Annotated in this window: 17 protein-coding genes and 3 pseudogenes; 8 read left to right on the forward strand and 12 right to left on the reverse strand. The window is 65.7% G+C overall.

Translation table 11 applies throughout. The features are described 5' to 3' along the window. Window positions 1-389: 389 nt before the first annotated feature. The 6 genes and pseudogenes from SJY11_RS00070 to SJY11_RS00095 form a co-directional block, all read right to left on the reverse strand. Window positions 390-1,741, reverse strand: a protein-coding gene (locus SJY11_RS00070) for an IS3-like element ISMex37 family transposase (protein ID WP_376984341.1) whose coding sequence is annotated in 2 segments (ribosomal slippage) — window positions 390-1,405 and window positions 1,405-1,741 — 1,353 coding nt in all. Because the reading frame shifts where the segments join, the coding sequence is not laid out codon by codon here. A 332-nt stretch (window positions 1,742-2,073) separates the two neighbouring features. Continuing rightward, complete coding sequence (locus SJY11_RS00075; protein WP_376984342.1) at window positions 2,074-3,732, reverse strand: recombinase family protein; 1,659 nt, start codon at window positions 3,730-3,732, stop codon at window positions 2,074-2,076. A gap of 20 nt (window positions 3,733-3,752) precedes the next feature. Beyond that, window positions 3,753-3,974 (reverse strand): hypothetical protein, encoded by a 222-nt coding sequence (locus SJY11_RS00080; RefSeq protein WP_376984344.1) that lies wholly within the window; start codon window positions 3,972-3,974, stop codon window positions 3,753-3,755. Between the two features lie 74 nt (window positions 3,975-4,048). Beyond that, window positions 4,049-4,312: a hypothetical protein gene (locus SJY11_RS00085; protein WP_376984346.1), complete on the reverse strand. Its 264-nt coding sequence runs from the start codon at window positions 4,310-4,312 to the stop codon at window positions 4,049-4,051. A 143-nt stretch (window positions 4,313-4,455) separates the two neighbouring features. Next, entirely contained in the window at window positions 4,456-5,298 is an 843-nt protein-coding gene (istB, locus tag SJY11_RS00090) for an IS21-like element helper ATPase IstB (protein ID WP_376989215.1), read from the reverse strand. A gap of 20 nt (window positions 5,299-5,318) precedes the next feature. Further along, window positions 5,319-5,501 (reverse strand): annotated as a pseudogene (locus SJY11_RS00095) (IS21 family transposase); the annotation flags it as partial. Between SJY11_RS00095 and SJY11_RS00100 the strand changes: the two are divergent. From SJY11_RS00100 to SJY11_RS00110, 3 genes and pseudogenes are all read left to right on the forward strand, one after another. Then, window positions 5,485-5,658 (forward strand): hypothetical protein, encoded by a 174-nt coding sequence (locus SJY11_RS00100; protein WP_376984348.1) that lies wholly within the window; start codon window positions 5,485-5,487, stop codon window positions 5,656-5,658. The pseudogene SJY11_RS00095 and the gene SJY11_RS00100 overlap by 17 nt on opposite strands. A 45-nt stretch (window positions 5,659-5,703) precedes the next feature. Then, window positions 5,704-5,826: pseudogene (locus SJY11_RS00105) on the forward strand (arginase family protein); the annotation flags it as partial. 51 nt (window positions 5,827-5,877) lie between these two features. Then, window positions 5,878-6,176, forward strand: a pseudogene (locus SJY11_RS00110) (ornithine cyclodeaminase); the annotation flags it as partial. Between the two features lie 17 nt (window positions 6,177-6,193). Here SJY11_RS00110 and SJY11_RS00115 read toward each other — a convergent pair. After that, window positions 6,194-7,096: a MurR/RpiR family transcriptional regulator gene (locus SJY11_RS00115; RefSeq protein ID WP_376984350.1), complete on the reverse strand. Its 903-nt coding sequence runs from the start codon at window positions 7,094-7,096 to the stop codon at window positions 6,194-6,196. A gap of 75 nt (window positions 7,097-7,171) precedes the next feature. On the opposite strand from SJY11_RS00115, the gene SJY11_RS00120 reads away from it, so the two are divergent. The 5 genes from SJY11_RS00120 to SJY11_RS00140 all read left to right on the forward strand — a co-directional run bounded on the left by SJY11_RS00120 (window position 7,172) and on the right by SJY11_RS00140 (window position 11,416). Beyond that, a complete protein-coding gene (locus SJY11_RS00120; protein WP_376984352.1) occupies window positions 7,172-7,948 on the forward strand; it encodes a transporter substrate-binding domain-containing protein in 777 nt (258 codons plus the stop codon). A 96-nt stretch (window positions 7,949-8,044) separates the two neighbouring features. Next, the gene (locus SJY11_RS00125) at window positions 8,045-8,767 is read left to right on the forward strand and encodes an ABC transporter permease (RefSeq protein WP_376984354.1); all 723 of its coding nucleotides are present in this window, start codon (window positions 8,045-8,047) and stop codon (window positions 8,765-8,767) included. Further along, window positions 8,767-9,477 carry an ABC transporter permease gene (locus SJY11_RS00130; protein ID WP_376984356.1) on the forward strand — a complete coding sequence of 237 codons (711 nt, stop codon included), beginning with the start codon at window positions 8,767-8,769 and terminating at the stop codon, window positions 9,475-9,477. The genes SJY11_RS00125 and SJY11_RS00130 overlap by 1 nt, the downstream gene beginning before the upstream one ends. A gap of 4 nt (window positions 9,478-9,481) precedes the next feature. Next, window positions 9,482-10,594, forward strand: coding sequence for a succinylglutamate desuccinylase/aspartoacylase family protein (locus SJY11_RS00135; RefSeq protein WP_376984357.1), 1,113 nt, complete (start codon window positions 9,482-9,484; stop codon window positions 10,592-10,594). Window positions 10,595-10,606: 12 nt separating this feature from the next. Then, the gene (locus tag SJY11_RS00140) at window positions 10,607-11,416 is read left to right on the forward strand and encodes an ABC transporter ATP-binding protein (protein WP_376984358.1); all 810 of its coding nucleotides are present in this window, start codon (window positions 10,607-10,609) and stop codon (window positions 11,414-11,416) included. A gap of 149 nt (window positions 11,417-11,565) precedes the next feature. On the opposite strand, the gene SJY11_RS00145 is transcribed toward SJY11_RS00140, so the two are convergent. The 5 genes from SJY11_RS00145 to SJY11_RS00165 all read right to left on the reverse strand — a co-directional run bounded on the left by SJY11_RS00145 (window position 11,566) and on the right by SJY11_RS00165 (window position 16,754). Next, window positions 11,566-12,351, reverse strand: coding sequence for an anti-sigma factor family protein (locus SJY11_RS00145; RefSeq protein WP_376984360.1), 786 nt, complete (start codon window positions 12,349-12,351; stop codon window positions 11,566-11,568). Continuing rightward, the gene (locus tag SJY11_RS00150) at window positions 12,348-12,863 is read right to left on the reverse strand and encodes an RNA polymerase sigma factor (protein ID WP_376984361.1); all 516 of its coding nucleotides are present in this window, start codon (window positions 12,861-12,863) and stop codon (window positions 12,348-12,350) included. Before SJY11_RS00150 ends, SJY11_RS00145 begins: the two co-directional genes overlap by 4 nt. A 2-nt stretch (window positions 12,864-12,865) precedes the next feature. Continuing rightward, window positions 12,866-13,372 (reverse strand): DUF305 domain-containing protein, encoded by a 507-nt coding sequence (locus SJY11_RS00155; protein ID WP_376984362.1) that lies wholly within the window; start codon window positions 13,370-13,372, stop codon window positions 12,866-12,868. A 12-nt stretch (window positions 13,373-13,384) separates the two neighbouring features. Further along, window positions 13,385-14,773 (reverse strand): YncE family protein, encoded by a 1,389-nt coding sequence (locus tag SJY11_RS00160; RefSeq protein WP_376984363.1) that lies wholly within the window; start codon window positions 14,771-14,773, stop codon window positions 13,385-13,387. 316 nt (window positions 14,774-15,089) lie between these two features. Then, a complete protein-coding gene (locus SJY11_RS00165) occupies window positions 15,090-16,754 on the reverse strand; it encodes a GMC family oxidoreductase (protein ID WP_376984364.1) in 1,665 nt (554 codons plus the stop codon). Window positions 16,755-16,801 lie beyond the last annotated feature (47 nt).

The raw sequence follows: 16,801 nt of genomic DNA on the forward strand, positions 1-16,801 counted from the left end.
TCTTCGTCCGACGCGCATACGTGAGTCCGCTGCTCTAGCTGAATATGGAGAGGCGACCATAGATCGGTTAGGTGCATTCTGGATGCCCAACACCGGACTCTCCCAAGGTCGGGAATGGGCCACCACTGCCCATTCAACTGACGGCAGAGAGGTCACAGAAACGACGATGAAGGACAATAGTGCCGTTGACGTGATCAGGGCGGATGGCCTGCTGCCGGTTTTGTGGACACGCAGTTAAGCTAATCCCACGTTCCGCTCGAACTCAACCGGGCTGAGATAGCCGATGGTCGAGTGCCTGCGGATGGTGTTGTAGAACTGTCCGTCGTCAGATGATTTGAGACTGTTGCGGCGTCTCAGGAACGGAGGTTCTGGCTCATCTGGGTTTGAGGTTATGCGGCCTGCAGCTGATGCTGCAAGCGTCTGCGCTGGATTGTCTGGCGCTTGATCCTTTCGCGTTCGGTGAGGATGGCCTGCCCGCGGCCGAAGTAGACGTCGGCCGGGGTGAGGTTGCCGAGGCTCTCGTGGTAGCGGGCATGGTTGTAATGCTCGACGAAGGCGGCAACCTGCCGTTCGAGATCGCCGGGCAGATAGTAGTTTTCCAGCAGGATGCGGTTCTTCAGGGTCTGGTGCCAGCGCTCGATCTTGCCCTGTGTCTGAGGGTGATAGGGCGCGCCGCGAACGTGTTTCATGCCCTTGCCGTCGAGCCAGGTGGCGAGGTCGGCCGAGATGTAGGAACTGCCGTTGTCGCTCAACAGCCTGGGTCGATGAGCGACCGTGATCTGGTCGAGCCCCGATGCCGCCAGAGCCAGATCGAGCGTGGCGGTGACGTCGTCAGCCCGCATCGTGGCGCAGAGCTTCCAGGCGACGATGAAGCGGGAGAAGTCGTCGAGCACTGTCGAGAGATAATACCAGCCCCAGCCCGTGATCTTCAGGTAGGTGAAGTCGGTCTGCCAGAGCTGGTTGGGCGCCGTCGTCTTGTCCTTGAACTCGGACGCCGCCTTGATGACGATGTAAGCCGGGCTGGTGATCAGATCATGCGCCTTCAGCAGCCGGTACACCGATGCTTCCGAGACAAAGTAGTGTTTTTCGTCGGTGAAGCGCACCGCCAGCTCGCGTGGGCTCAGCTCCGTTTCGCGCAGCGCCAGGTCGATGATCTCGGCCCGGATCGGGTCGGGAATCCGGTTCCAGACACGATCCGACCGCGAGCGATGATCGGCAAGCGCCTCGATCCCGCCGGTGAGATAGCGATCGTACCAGCGATAGAACGTGGCGCGCGGGATGCCGAGCTTGTCCAAGGTGCGACGCGCCGGCAGGTGCGATCCCTCGACCAGGCGGATGATCTCGGCCTTCTCGGAGGCGGGATACCTCATATGTCGTCCTCCCCATCCGCGAGCATGCTTTTTTTAAGCAGGCGGTTTTCCAGGGTCAGATCGGCCACAGCCTCCTTCAGGGCCTGCGCCTCGCGACGCAGTTCCTTCACCTCGTCTGACGTCGCGGCGCGGGCCGTGTCACCGGCGAGACGGCGCTTGCCGGCGTCGAGGAACTCCTTCGACCAGCCGTAATACATCGACGAGGCGATCCCCTCGCGCCGGCACAGCTCCGCGATGCTCTCCTCGCCGCGCACGCCCTCCAGCACGATGCGGATCTTCTCTTCGGCCGAGAACTGCCGCCGCGTCGCTCGGCGAATATCCTTCACGACTTGCTCTGCCGGTGCTTTCTCCGGCCCCGATTTCTGTCTCATCTGCGCTCCTGAATGGCTGCGATGATCCAGAAATCCTCCCTTCCCGAAAACCCCTAAACTGTCTCAAGAGCGCTGAAGGCGGACACGTACCAGAAGCCGATCGTACCGCCTGGCTTGATGCCGTCGAGAGCGCGTTTCGTAAGTTTAATCGTCGGCATGGTCGCCCGCCTCTCTCTTTTCGAGTAGCCACCGAATAGCCACGGGCGAGACATTACGGGAAACATCCGGACATCACAAGAAATCGAACTTTCGTATTTTCAATAGGTTATGAGGCTCCAGAAATCCCCGCCGTCGTTCGGAAAACTTCGGCCATTGCCCTCCGAAGGCAAAGGTCACACGTTCGAATCGTGTCGGGCGCGCCACTTCGGTATAGATCTGCGAACTCCCTGCACGTTGGCCGGGCCGTCCTTGACGGCTTGGGCCAGCACGTGGGTGTTACCGACGAGACGGACGATACCGTCATCCACCTCTACGCGATCAAGCACGGCGCGGAGATAGCCCTTCCGAAACGGGATCGGTCCGTTTGCGATGTTTTCCGAGACGAGTTGGCCGAATCGCATCAGCACCTCATGGGAAAATGCCTCCTGCCCTGATCGGGGCGCCTGAAGCCTTTCGAGCTCGGCTTCCACCTTGGCGATCTCGCTGCGACGCTGGGTGATACGGCTCTTGATTTCATCATCGATGAAGTCGGTGCCTTCGATCAGGTCGATCAGCCGCCGGAGCTTGTCGCGCGCTTCGGCGCCAGATTGCTGAAGACGCCGGATGCGCTGCTCGATCTCCTCGGCACGACGCGAGCGGGAATCGATGACGGCTGACAGCACGTCGGCGAGCCGTTCCGGCTGAAGAAGGTTTTTCTTGAGAGCGTCGACGACGAGGCCATCGAGCCGGTCCATGCGGATCGACCGCCCTTTGCACGCGGTCTTGCCCTGCCGGGCGCTGGCGGAGCAGGTGTAGTACTTGTAGACCCTGCCCTGACCACCGGTGCCTGTCCGCAGCGTCATTGCGGCTCCGCAGCTACAGGAGGCGAGACCCGTCAGCAGGATCGGCCCGGTGACCACGCGTGGGGCGACGACCTTAGGGCTGCGGGTCGGCAGAGCCTGCTGGACCCACTCGAATAGGGTTGCGTCGACGATCGGCTCGACCTCGCCATGAATGTGCTGGTCTGCCGGCTTCTGGCGGAGTGTCCGCGAGCAGCGGCGATTGAAGGTCGTCTGGCCGATGTAGGCCCTGTTGGTCAGGATCGTGTGGACGGCAGCGACGCCGAACAGGCCACCGCGCTTGGTTCGGTAGCCATGCCCGTTGAGCCAGGTCGCGATCGCCTTGACGCCCATCGGCCCGCTGGCGCCGTCCCCATCGCGGTACAGGAGGAAGATCCGCCGAACCAGCTCGGCCTCGACGGAATCGATGACAAGGACCTTCTTGTCGCGGTTGCCGTGCCGGGCCACCACCGTGGTCGTGAAGCCGAGCGCTACGGGTGAGCCGTTGTAGAAGCCCTGCCGCGCATTCTCCTGCATCGCCCGGCGGACGTGTTTTCCGTTTTCGCGCGACTGGTGCTCGTCGAACATCGCGATGAGCTGACGCATCATGGCGTCGGCGGGTTCGTCGCCAAGTTCCTGCGTGATCGAGACCAGCTTCACCCCGGCCTTCTCGAGCCGCCGACGATAGAGTTCGAGGTTGAAGGAATCCCGGAAAAACCGGGAGTAGGAATGGACCAGAACGGCATCGAAGGGATGGTCGTCGTCGAGCGCCCTCTCGATCAAGGCCTGGAACTGCGGCCGGTTGTCATCGGTCGCCGACAGTCCGGGATCGACATAGGTCGCAACGAGCTCCCAGCCCTTCGCCGCAACGTAGTCGCCGATCTGACGGTTCTGATCGGGAATCGACAAATCGCTGTCGGCCTGCCGGCCGGTTGAGACGCGGCAATAGGAGCACACACGCAATGGGCCGGTCGAGGTGGGCTGATTAGCTGCCGATCGCTTCTTCGCTGCCATGGTCTCCAACCTTCTATCCATCAGCCATCGCCGCGCAGCAGGGCGTCGATTTCAGCACCCAGATAGTGGCTCAGCAACTCGATTTCCCGGGGCGTCACCGGCAAGCTCTCGAAATCCGTTTCCACTTGGATATAGGCTTCCTCGCGCCCTCTTCCCGATGATTTCGACCGAAACGACGCACCGCCCCCGGCCAGCTGGCCGGAGGCGACGGGAACGCGTTTCGGTTTGGGCCTTTGGGCCATGACAGCCTCCGGTCGGGAGGCTGTCCAAGTTCACCACATCACACGTTGCGCCTAGGGGGAGAGTTTCCGAAAGGCTATGTCAGCAGGATCGGCAGCTCCGCGATTTCGCTCGGCGACAGCCGCCTTGCCTTCGTCAAGTTCTTTGTCGAACCGACCGTTTTCCGCGCGACTGTTCGCAGCTTTCTCGACGCGAAGTGCTTCTCGGGTTTGTCCGAGAGCCTGATGATCTGCGCGCGTCTTTCACGCATGGCGTCTCGACACAGAAGATTCAATTCTGAGAGAGGCGCGAGGGCGCCGGCCTTTTCAGTCGTTGCAATTGCCAGGATCTGGTCGAACAACACCCATGCCGGTGCGATCTGTCAACGTCGGTCAGATTCCAGGCCAGCGCGGCGGAGTAAAAGCAGGCCGGTGGCGGCGCGGGCGGACGATACGCAAAGGGCCCCGATCGGGGCCCTTTGCGTATCGTCGCATTCGTTTCCGATCAGCTTGTTGTGATCTCGCCGGTCTCGGGATCGAGGTGTTCGGCAGTGGCCTGGTTTTGCTCCGCCGCGGCGAGGCTGCGCCGTCGGCCGGCGGATTGCTTCAGCCGATAGCTGTCGCCGTTCATGGCCAGGATGCTGACGTGGTGAGTGAGCCGGTCGAGCAGCGCGCCGGTGAGACGCTCCGATCCCAGGATCGAGGTCCAGTCCTCGAACGGCAGGTTCGAGGTAACGATGGTCGAGCTGCGCTCGTAGCGCTGCGAGAACGTCTCGAAGAGAAGTTCGGCACCTGTCGGCGACAACGGCACATAGCCAAGTTCGTCGACGATGAGCAGCTTGACCGCCTGCAGATCGCGCTGAAGCCTGAGCAGGCGGCGCTCGTCGCGCGCCTCCAGCAACTGGTTGACCAGCGAGGCCGCAGTCGTGAACGTGACGGAGAAGCCCCTCTGGCAAGCCGCCAGCCCAAGCGCCAGCGCGACATGGGTCTTGCCGGTGCCGCTGTTGCCGAGCGCGATGATGTTCTCCCGGCGCAGGAGATAACCGCAGCGCGCCAGTTCCAGGACGAGCATCTTGTTGAGGCCGGGGATTGCGGCGAAGTCGAAGGTGTCGAAGCTCTTCACCGCCGGGAACCGCGCTGCCCGGATGCGCCGCTCGACCGTGCGGCGCTCGCGATCAATGAGTTCGAGCTCGATCAGGCGCAGCAGATAGCGGGGATGATCGACGCCATCACGCGCGCATTCGCGGGCCACCTTGTCGTACTCGCGCAGCACCGTCGGCAGCTTGAGCTGCTTGAGATGGTGGGCCAGGAGAACCTGGGGCGTGCCGCTGGTCGTTCCCGTCGGCATCGCGTCGCTGGTGTTGCCGGTCATGCCGCTTCCTCCGGCAGGAGTACGGCATAGTCTGCGGCCGAGGTCGTCCTGACCGTCGTCCTGGGCAGATGGGGATAGGCCGACAGGTCGAGACGGGCGGGCCTGCGCTCGACACGCGCCAGCGCGATCAGCTTGACCGCGTCGAAGCCGATGGCGCCGAGCGTGATCGCCTCGGTCACGGGGATTGATCGCGATAGTGGCGAGCGTCTCGGCCGCGGCCCTGAGCAGTGGCTCGGCCACACCGTCGTCGGCCGCGGCAACCTCGTCCCGGCGCCGCGACGGAACCTGACGCACGCCAACCCCGCGCTGCACGGCCTGCCCGAGATCGTGGCCTGAACCGAGGCGCTGGAGCAGGCCGTCTACGAGAGCGATTCGGAGGGCATGACCATCGTTCTCGGCGGTGATCACAGCCTGGCGGCCGGCACACTCGCCAGCCATACCCGCCGCGCGAACAAGGACGGTCGCAAGCTCTACGTGCTCTGGCTCAACGCCCATCCCGACCTCCACACGCTGGAAACGACGGAGAGCGGCCACCTCCATAGCGTGCCGATGGGCTATCCGCCGCAGACGCGCATCGAGGGTGACATCCAGCAGCTCCCCGCCGACAATCCGTCGCGGACCTCTGGCGCGTCTTCACGGGGCAGGCGGCGGGCTGGCAGGAGAAGCGGCAGATCACGCTGTTCGGTTCGGTGGGGTTCGCGATCGAGGATTTCTCTGTCCTGCGCTGGCTCGCGGAGGAGGCCGCCCGCACGGGCGAGAACGATGAGCTCGATCTGCTCGCCGATCCCGACGAACCGCGGGACCTGTTCGGCATGCTGCTGCGCGCCGGGGCGGTTCCGGCCGCCGCGCCTTAGCGGCCGCGGGAGGTCTGCTAGACGAGATAGCTCGAGATGGCGTCGGTCAGCTGGGCCGCCTTGGCGACATTGTCGGCGTTCGAAACCATCAGCGCTGTCACCAGCGCCTCGATCACGAGCAGCGCCGCGACATTGCTCGACGACAGCACGGGATGGGTACAGCGGGCGATCAGGACCTCGTCGGCAAGCGGGGCGAGCGGCGAGGCGGCCGAGTCGGTCAGCGCCACGATGGCCGCCTTGCGATCGGCGGCATAGCGCGTCAGGTGCACGACATCGGTGGCGTAACGCGGGAAGGAGATGGCGATCAGCACATCCTCCGGGCCGAGCGCCATCAGGCGGCCGGCGGCATTCTCGGTGCCGCCGAACTCGACCACATTAACGAGCTGGCGACAGAAGGGCTGCAGGCCGAGCGTCAGCAGGCCCGCCAGATGGGCCGAGAGGCCGAAACCCATCACATAGACGCAGCGCGCCTGCGTCAGGCGGGCGACGATGCGCGAAAGGCCCTCGGGCTCGATCGCCTCGGCCGTGCCGCGCAGATTGGCCAGCGTGTCCTCCAGCCCCTCGCGCAGCGGCGAGCGCCCGTCCTCGCGGTTGAAGCTGCCGCGCAGTTTCTCGACCGGGCGCAGCACGGCCTGGAGCGTGTCGGCGAGCGCGGCGCGCAGATCGGGAAAGCCGCTGAAGCCCAGTAGCCGGGCGAACCGCGACAGGGTCGCGGTCGAGACGCCCGTCGCGGCCGCGAGATCCTCGATCGACAGGGCCGAGCCGCGCACTGGATTGCGCAGGAGATGCTCAGCGATGACGCGATTGGAGGCCGATCCCGACGCCTGCAGCGCTAGCAGCTTCCGGCCGAGTTCGGAGGCGGCGAAGGCCATGTCGCTCGCGCCGCTGCCACCCGGGCCATTGTGAAGAGATATTTTCATATGTTGACCTTATGAAAATTAATCGCCAATGTGAAGTCCGAGCGGGAACTCAACACCACTGATCGGGAGAATGTCATGCTGAAGCGTACTGTCCTTGCCTGGGCCGCAACGGCCTCGATCGCACTCGTGCTGGGCCAGCCGGCGGCGGCCCAGGCCACGAAGCTGCGAATCGGGGTCGAGGGCAATTATCCGCCGTTCTCGATGATCGCGCCCGACGGTAAGCTGGGCGGCTTCGACATCGACATCGCCAACGCCATCTGCGCGCAGATGAAGGCCGAGTGCAGCTTCGTCCAGCAGGAATTCGACGGCATGATCCCGGCGCTGAACGCCAGGAAGTTCGACATGATCGTCGCCTCGATGACGATCACCGAGGCGCGCAGGAAGTCCGTCGATTTCTCCGATCCCTATTACGACGTACCCTCGCGCTTCGTCGCCAAGGCCGGCGCCTTTGCGGATCACTCGCCGGCCGCGCTGAAGGGCAAGACCATCGTCGTGCTGCGCAATTCGCCGCGCGCCGCCTATCTGGCCGAGAACTACAAGGACAGCACTATCGTCTTCGCCGGCAAGGAGACCGAGGTCTACATGGAGCTTGCCGTCGGGCGCGCTGATGTCGGCTTTGGCTCCTCGGTCGTCTCGGGCGAGGCCTTCCTGAAGAAGCCGGAAGGCAAGGGCTACGCCCAGCTCGGCCCGGCGATCCGGATTGGCGCGGGCTCGGGCGTCGGCATCGCGATGCGCAAGGGCGACGATGCCCTGCGCACGCAGGTCAACGCCGCGCTCGCCGCCTTCAAGGCCAATGGCGGCTACAAGGCGCTGGCCGACCGCTATTTCGACTTCGACATCTCGGGGGCCTGAGGCCAACACCCGGCGTCGGGGTCGGGTCTGACCCGTCCCTGACAACTCGGTCCGGCCCGCCTCGTTTCGCGGGACTTGGCCAGGGCCCGCCCGGCCATGACGCCCTTTCATGCCGATCCGGACGACGCCATGTTCCTCCACGGCTATTTCCCCGCCATTCTCGAAGGCCTGCGTTCGACGCTGCTGGTTTCGGCCGTGTCGCTGGCGATCGCCTGCGTCTTCGGGCTGATCGGGGCCGGCGCCAAGCTGTCGGCCTCGCGGGCGGCCAACATCGCGGCCGACACCTACACGACGCTGATCCGCGGGCTGCCGGAGCTCGTTCTGCTGCTGTTGATCTTCTATGGCGGCCAGATCCTGATCAACAGCCTCGCCGACAAGGCCGGGCTCGGCTATCTCGACATCAACCCCTTCGTCGCCGGCACGACGACGCTGGGCTTCATCTTCGGAGCCTATCTGACGGAGACCTTTCGCGGCGCCATCCTCGCCATCCCGCGCGGGCAGAGCGAGGCGGGTCTCGCCTATGGCATGAGCCGCGGCCAGGTGCTGCGTCGCATCGTTCTGCCGCAGATGGTCCGCCACGCCATTCCCGGCTTCACCAACAACTGGCTGGTGATGATCAAGGCCACCGCGCTTTTGTCGATCATCGGGCTCGACGACATGGTCCACCGGGCCAACCTCGCCTCGGCCGCCACGCGTGAGCCCTTCACCTTCTACGCCGCGATCGGCGGGATCTATCTCGCGGTCACCACGGTCTCGATCCTGCTGCTCGGCTGGGTCGAGCGGCGCTTCTCGCTCGGCGTGCGCAAGGTGGAATTCTGATGGTCGACTGGGCCCTCATCGCGGAATCCTGGCCGCTCTATCTCAACGGCCTCAAGGTCAGCCTGATCCTGATGGCGATCTCGGTCTCGGCCTCGTTCCTGCTGTCGGTGCCGCTGGCGATCGCGCGGGTCTCGCCCAATCCGCTGCTCTCGAAGCCGGTGTTCCTCTACACCTATGTGATCCGGGGCACGCCGCTCCTGGTGCAGCTCTACATGATCTATTTCGGCCTGGCGCAGTTCGAATGGCTGCGCGAGAGCGCGGCCTGGCCGCTGTTCCGCAACGCCTGGTTCTGCGCCTGGCTGGCCTTTGCCCTCAACAGCACGGCCTATACGACGGAAATCCTCGCCGGCGCCCTGCGTCAGACGCCCAGTGGCGAGCTGGAAGCCGCGCGCAGCCTGGGGCTGTCGACCTTTGCGATCTACCGCCGCATCCTGCTGCCGAGCGCCATGCGCCGCGCCCTGCCGCAATACGGCAACGAACTCGTCATGGTCATGCATGCGACCTCGATCGCCAGCGCCGTCACGATCGTCGAACTCACCCGCACCGCCCGTGACGTCTACTACAACAACCTCGCCCCGCTCGAGGCCTTCGGCCTGGTGGCGGTGTTCTACTTCGTCATCACCTTCACGCTCGTCGGCCTCGTCAAGCTGCTGGAGGCCCGGTTCCTGAAGCACCTTCGGCCCAAATCGGCCGACCCGAGGCCCGCTTGACGCCATGCAGACCGACATCATCGCGATCCCCGCCGCTACCCCAGGGACGGCCCACCACCTCACCGTGCAGCGCTTCGGCCGATCTGGGGCGCGGCCTTGCGTCTATATCCAGGCGGCCCTGCACGCCGACGAGATCCCCGGCATGATCTGCGCCCAGGCGCTGCGCCGCGATCTTGGCGCGCTCGAGGCCTCGGGCGATCTGCGCGGCGAAGTCGTGCTCGTGCCGGTCGCCAACCCGCTCGGGCTCGGCCAGCAGGTGCTCGGCCAGCCGGTGGGGCGCTTCGCGCTGGCGGAGGGCGGCAATTTCAACCGCGACTTCCCCGACCTGACGGTGGGCCTGTCGCGCATCGGCGAGGCGCTGACCGACGACCCCGACAGCAATCTCGCGCTCATCCGGGCGGAGCTCGCCGCCGGGCTGGCCTCGTTCCCGGTCGAGACGCCGCCGCAGCATCTCAAGGCGACGCTGCTGGCGCTCGCCCTTCACGCCGACTTCGTACTCGACCTGCACTGCGATGCCGAAGCCGCGATGCATCTGTACACCCATACCGACAGCGCGCCGATTTTCGCACCGCTCGCGGCCCATCTCGGGGCGCGGGCGCTCCTGCTCGCCGATGTCTCGGGCGGCGATCCCTTCGACGAGGCTGTCAGCCGCCCCTGGGCCGAACTCGCCCGCGTTTTTCCAGACCGACCCGTCCCCTTCGGCTGCCACTCGGTGACGGTCGAGCTGCGCGGTCAGAGCGACGTCAATGACACCATGGCCGATGCCGATGCGCGTGCGATCGTCGCTTTCATGCGCCATGTCGGCGTCATCGCGGGCGAAAGGCCGGTCCTGCCCGTGGCCCTGTGCCAGCCGACCGCGCTCGAAGCCTCCGAGCCCCTCGTCGCGCCGACGGCCGGCATCCTCGTCTATCGTCGCGAACTGGGGGAGACGGTCGAGGCGGGTGCGGTGCTGGCCGAGCTGATCGACCCGCTGAGCGGCGCGGTGACCCCCATCCGCTGCCAGTCCGGCGGCGTCTTCTTCGCGCGCTCGGCGCTGCGCTTTGTTACCGCCGGCAAGCGGCTGGGCAAGGTCGCCGGCACCAGCCTGAAGCGCAGCGGCCGGCTGCTCAGCCCCTGAAAGGATCGCGCCATGGACCCGTCAGCCATCGAGCCCTCCGCGGCCGGCGGCAGCTCCGTCGAGAAGCTCCGGGCCGAAGGCCTGCGCAAGAGCTTCGGTGCGGTCGAGGTGCTGAAGGGCGTTTCGCTCTCGGCCGATGCCGGCAACGTCATTGCGCTGATCGGCGCCTCCGGCTCCGGCAAGAGCACGGTGTTGCGCTGCCTGAACCTGCTCGAGAGGCCCAGTGCCGGGCGCGTCTTCGTCGGTGGCGAGGAACTCAGGCTCGCGCCCGGCCGCAAGGGCGAACTCGAGGCCGCGGACCCGGCTCAGCTGCAGCGCATCCGCGCCCGGCTGGCGATGGTGTTCCAGCAGTTCAATCTCTGGGCGCATATGACGGCGGTTGAGAATGTGATCGAGGCGCCGATGCGCGTGCTCGGCCTCTCGCGTGCGGAGGCCGTCGAGCGCGCGGAACGCTATCTCGCGCGCGTCGGCGTCTCCCACCGCAAGGATGCCTACCCCGCCCATATGTCGGGCGGCGAGCAGCAGCGCGTCGCCATCGCCCGCGCGCTCGCCATGGAGCCGGAGGTCATGCTCTTCGACGAGCCGACATCTGCGCTCGACCCCGAGCTCGTCGGGGAGGTCCTGCGGGTGATGCGGCTCCTGGCGGAGGAGGGCCGCACCATGCTCGTCGTGACGCACGAGATGGGCTTTGCCCGCGAGGTCGCCAGTCGCGTCGTCTTCCTTCATCAGGGCGTGGTTGAGGAGGAAGGGGCGCCGGCCGAGGTCCTGTCGCAGCCGAGAAGCGATAGGCTCAGGGGATTTTTATCCGGCAGCCTGAAATAGCAGCATTCGCGACACAGGTCACCCCTGGCAATTTACGGCAGATACCATACAGACATCCTTCAAGATCGGATCGCATCCGTTGTCGTGATGGTATCATATTGGAGTGCTTCCGCAAAGATTTTAAAAGAAATACGTTTGATTATCCGCTTCTAAGACCCCTCTTTACTCCTTCCCGTTATTACAAGTTGTTCGGCGGCGCGCTTGGTATAGGGGGACGTCGACGGGCCAAGGACCGCATAGCCGAGTTCGCCGGTGAACCAGAAATAGGCTGTGACATCACCGTCCTGCCGCGCATTGAGATTCGCCTTGCGAGCTCTGGCCAGCGTCTTGACATAAACCGCGATCGGCCCGCCCATCGGGTCGGCGTAGACGAACATGCCGCCCGGCCCCTCGTCGCTGGCCAGCAGCCGCCCGCCCCGAAAGGCCAGGCCGACGCCCGAGAGATCGGGCACGACGATGTCTTGCCGGAGGTGCTGCGAGATCATCTGCCTCATGACCGCAGCCTGGGCGGCCGGAAACTCGACCGTATCGACCGAGCGGCCTGCGAAGGCGCGAAACGCGACGACGGCATCGGCCATCAGTGGTCGCGCTGCGGCCGGGGCCGGCTCCTGCCGAGACAGGACAGCGCCCAGCAGGCCGCCGACAGCAAAGAGGCACAGGCCGGCCGCGAGTTGCCGGTAACGGGAGATGGTCCGTGCAGCCCGCAGCCGCCTAATCTCGGACAATCGCAGCGAGGCCGGAATCGGCTCGGGAGGCCGAAGCTGACCGGCGGCTCTCAGAGCGTGCACGTCGGCGCGCTGCTGTTCGATGCGGCTGCGCAGAGCCGGCTCCGAGGCAAGGAAAGCCTCGACCTCGCGCTGCCGATCCGCTGCGAGGCGGCCATCGATGAAGGCCTGGATGTCGTCATCGCCGATCGGACCCGAGCGCGACATCATTTCAGCCTCCGGAACGGGGTGACATTGCTGCCCTCCAACTCGCTACGCAGGCGCTCGCGGGCGCGGCTCAGGCGCGACATGACAGTTCCGATCGGGACTTCGGTCACTCTGGCGACCTCCTCATAGGTCATGTCCTCCACGGCAACCAGTTCGAGCGCGATGCGCTGGTCCTGCGGCAGCCGCGCCAGCGCCGAGAACGCGTCGCCGAGATGGAGAGCCTGATGTTGGTCGCTCGACGGATCGGCATGGTCGGCTCCGTCGTCATCAGTAAAACGGGCGAGATCGCGCTGGCGGCGGCGCCCATGAGTACGGTGCAGGTTGAACAGGATCTGGAACAGCCAAGCCCTGACACTGCCCGGCTTTCGCAGTTGCCGCCAGCGCGACAGCGCCTGCAGCAGCGTATCCTGGACCAGTTCGTCGGCATCGTCGGGGTTGCGGGCAAGCGAGCGTGCAAACCGCCTCAGGGCCGGGATCTGGGCTTCGACTTCGAGGTCGGACACGCTGCCGAGCATGATCAGGGCCCCCGGTTGCCGCTCAGCGACGGATAGTCGTCTCCGCCGCGCCGAAGCGCCTCGAGGCGTCCGCGCATGCCCTGCATTTCGGTCTGCTGGCCTGCGAGGATGCTCTGCGCGATCTCGCGGACGAGCGGGTCGCGCCCGTCGCGCAGCACCAGCCGCGCCATCTCGACGGCACCCCAATGGTGGGGAACCATCATGACGAGGAAGTCGATGTCGGGATTGCCGGACGGTGGATCGGCGTGCATGTCCTGCATCATCTTCTCCATGCCGACATGCATGTCCTTGATGAAGCCGTCATAGCCCGCCGGGGCGGCCGGAGTCGCGCCGGCGGGAGTCGGGCTTGCCGTCTGGCGTTTTACCGCGCCCGGCGGAGCGGTCGCGCTGTCCTGACGGCCGTGACCATGATGGGCTGCGTGGCCATGATGGGCTGCGTGCCCGCTGTGCTGGGCGAGCACTGGCCCGTCCATGATGTGCGTCAGGATTGTCCCGAGCGAGAAGGCCATCGTCTGCTCCCCTCACGCGGTCGCGCTGCGTGCGCCGGGGCGCACATAGACGAGGTTGATCGATTTCTTGTTGCGCAGCTTGCCGGATGGCAGATCGAGAGTCCCGAGCGGAATCTGCCTGACGAAGCGCGGGCGCAGCGGGTCCGCCACATCGAACACGCAGCAGACCGTCTGTCCGGCATGCGGCGAACCGGGCAATTCGTCCAGTTCGTGGGCGACATAGAGCTTGCTGTTGGACGGGTCGGTCCAGATGCCGTGCGCCTCGCGGCCATGGCTGAAGAAGTGGCCGATGACCCGGCGCTGGCCGGGAGGCGCCGACCTGTCGATGATGGCGATCCGGCTGGCGGCCCGGCCCTCCGGCCCGGCATCGTCGACCCGGCCGAAGGTCGCGTAGGCGACGTTGCCGCGTTCGTTTCGCACGAATTCGACATGGTTCGGGCGGGCCCGGTCGCCGAGCGGCAGATGCTCGAGAAGCTTGTGATCGCCGCCGGCGTCGTAGACCGAGACGCCATCGGCGAGCTTCTGCGAGATCCAGAACTCGCGACCATCGGGACTGATCTTCAGGAACGGGGCGAAAGCAAAGCGATCCTGCGCCGAGGTGTCGATCGTCGCCTTGCGCTCCGTCGTCGAAAAACCCTGCGCGTCATATTGGACGCTGAAGACGTCGATGCGTCGAACCTTCTGCGAGATCACGAAAGCGGTCTCGCCGCCAGCCGAGAACCAGACCATGGCGGGCCCCGCCAGAACGGGGATGAAGCGGCGGATCGCCGCCCCGCGCGGCAGTTCGCCCGCCGACTCAGCCTTGGCGCGCTCGACATCGATGACGGCGAGCTTGTTCTCGCCGCGCAGGGCGACCCAGATCTCCTTGCCGTTTCGGGTGAAGGTGGGCTCGTGCGGCTCGCGCCCGACAAGGATGCCGGAGGTCAGGGTTTCCGGACTCGTCGTCGGGCCGGCCAGCGGATTGGGCTGATTGCCGATGACCTTCAGCGTCACCGCATCGACGAGGTAGAGATTGCTCGTGCCGCGACCGGCGGTGGCGAAGATCCGCGAATCCGGTGATGGGACACAGCCGTGGATCGAGATCGCGCCGTGATAGAGCGGCTTCTGGATCATCTCGCCATGGGTCGGCGTGACGTTGCCGGTCACGAAGCGGAACGGAGGGCGTGAATCCTCGTCGAAGCTCGTCAGATTGACGGTCGGCAGCAGCTCGTCCGTCACCGGATCGATGACGCTCAGCGTGTTGGAATCCTCGTTGGTGATGAATACACGGTCACCCGCACGCGGGCCCGACTGGGCAGCCGGCGTCTGGGCCCGGGCTGCGCTGGATCCAAGCGCCGCGGCGGCAATGGTCGCCTGGATTACGGCGCGGCGGCTGTGACCATTTGCGTTTCTGCTCGACATGTCCTGCTCCTGTTTCGGGAGTGAGACATCCGAGGGGAGCGATCTATTCCATCCAGGTTCCGCTCTCACGCTTCTGTGAAGCGGTCAGGCGTTGCCTGCTGCCTCGCGATCATCCGCAAGGACCTCGACGTCGCCATGGTGCTCTGCGGCCAGCGCGACAACAGGGCGGTGGAGGCGATGGTCATGATGCCGGCCCCGCACACCTTCGCATACCAGACTTCGATTGCGCCCTGGCGCGTCTTGGCGCCAGGGCGGCTGTCGCCGAGGAACGAACCTGCCTGCGATGGCGCGGAGGATGTGGCGAACGGGCGTCGTTTCAGGGGGCGGTCTCAACCCCTGGCCCGGCGGCCGTGCCGGAGCACTCGGCCTCCGACAGCCCGTGCTGTCGCCGGATCATGTCGGCTGCGCGCTCACCGATGACGACGCAGGGCGCCATGATGTTGCCGACCGTGATGTGCGGCATGATCGAGGCATCGGCAATTCGCAGCCCGTCGATCCCGTAGACCTTGAGCCGGTTGTCGACGACCGACATCTCGTCACGTCCCATCTTGGCCGTGCCCGACTGATGCCAGTAGGTCACCGCCGATCTGCGGATGAAATCGAGCATGCCGGCCCGATCACGGAGGCCTGGCGCCGTCTCGCGCTCGACCAGATCGTCGAAGGCCCTGGCGTTGCCGATCTCGCGGCACAGCTCGACGGCCGCCAGTGCGGCTTGGATGTCTTCCGGTTCGCTGAGCGCGTTCGGCTCGATCAGCATGGGGTCGCCGGCATTGGGCCCGGAGAGGCGCAGCCGCCCGCGGCTTTTGGGCTGGGCGAGCCCTGCAAACATCGTCCAGCCATGCGCCGGCGTCTCGATCCCGGTCTCAGCCGGCGAAGGCACCGCGAATTCGAGCTGACACTGCAGGATATCCGGCGCTGGCAGGCGGGAATCGCTTTTCCAGTAGATCGCCGCTTCGCAGCCACCGGCTCCGATGGGCTGGGGCTTGCGGTAGGCCCAGGTGCAGCCGAAGGCGATATGGTCCTGGTGATTGCGGCCGACGCCCGGCAGATGCTGGACCATGTCGATGCCATGGGCCTTCAACTCGGCCTCGGGGCCGATACCAGACTGCATCAGCACCTTCGGGGTCTGGACGGCTCCGAGCGACAGCACGGTTTCGCAGCGGGCGCGGATCTGTCGCCGTTTGCCCTCGTGGAGGATCTCGACCCCGACCGCCTTCCGGCCCTCCAACAGGACACGTGTGACGAGCGCGCCGGTCACGACCGTCAGATTCGACCGTGACATCATGCGATGGGCATAGGAGCGGAAGACCGATTCACGCTTGCCGCCGCGCACCCGTAGTTCGGCGATCGCGGCCCCGCCCGCGCTCTCCATCATCTCGCCATTGGGCGATTCGAAGACGGGAATGCCCATCGCGCCGGCGGCCTCGACGAGCGTGCGTGCGACGGGCTGGGGCGCCTGCGGCTGAGCAACGTAGACAGGACCATCCGAGCCGCGACGCAGCGGATCGGGCGCGCCGCGCCAGTCTTCGATCCGGCGATAATAGCCGAGCACCGACTGATAGCCCCAGGCCTCATCCCCGGTCTCGGCGGCGAAGTGGTCCCAATCCGCCTGGTGACCGCGGGCCCAGACCATGACGTTGATGCTGGAGCCGCCGCCGAGGCCTTTGCCCATGCTCAAGGCCAGACGACGACCGCCCAGGCCGGTCGACGGCTCGCCGACGAAGCCCCAGTCACGGCTGCTGCCGAGATTGAGAGGCCATTGTGCGGGGTCTGACACGGTCTCGGACTCGTCGTCTCCGCCGGCCTCCAGCAGGAGGACGCTCGCCTTCCCGTCCTCCGCCAGACGGGCCGCGACCACGCAGCCGCTGGAGCCGGCGCCGCAGACGATGAAATCGAAATCGTCCCATTTGCGATCGCGTTGCTCCGTAGCAGGCTGATCGTCGACCTGAGGACGGCCTGTGAAGTCGTGCGAATGGTCCATTGGTACCTCTGTTTTGCGGGTTGGAGCGCCGAACCCGTCGGACGCTT

The organism is Allobosea sp. R86505 (assembly GCF_042466375.1).
Lineage (GTDB): Bacteria > Pseudomonadota > Alphaproteobacteria > Rhizobiales > Beijerinckiaceae > Allobosea.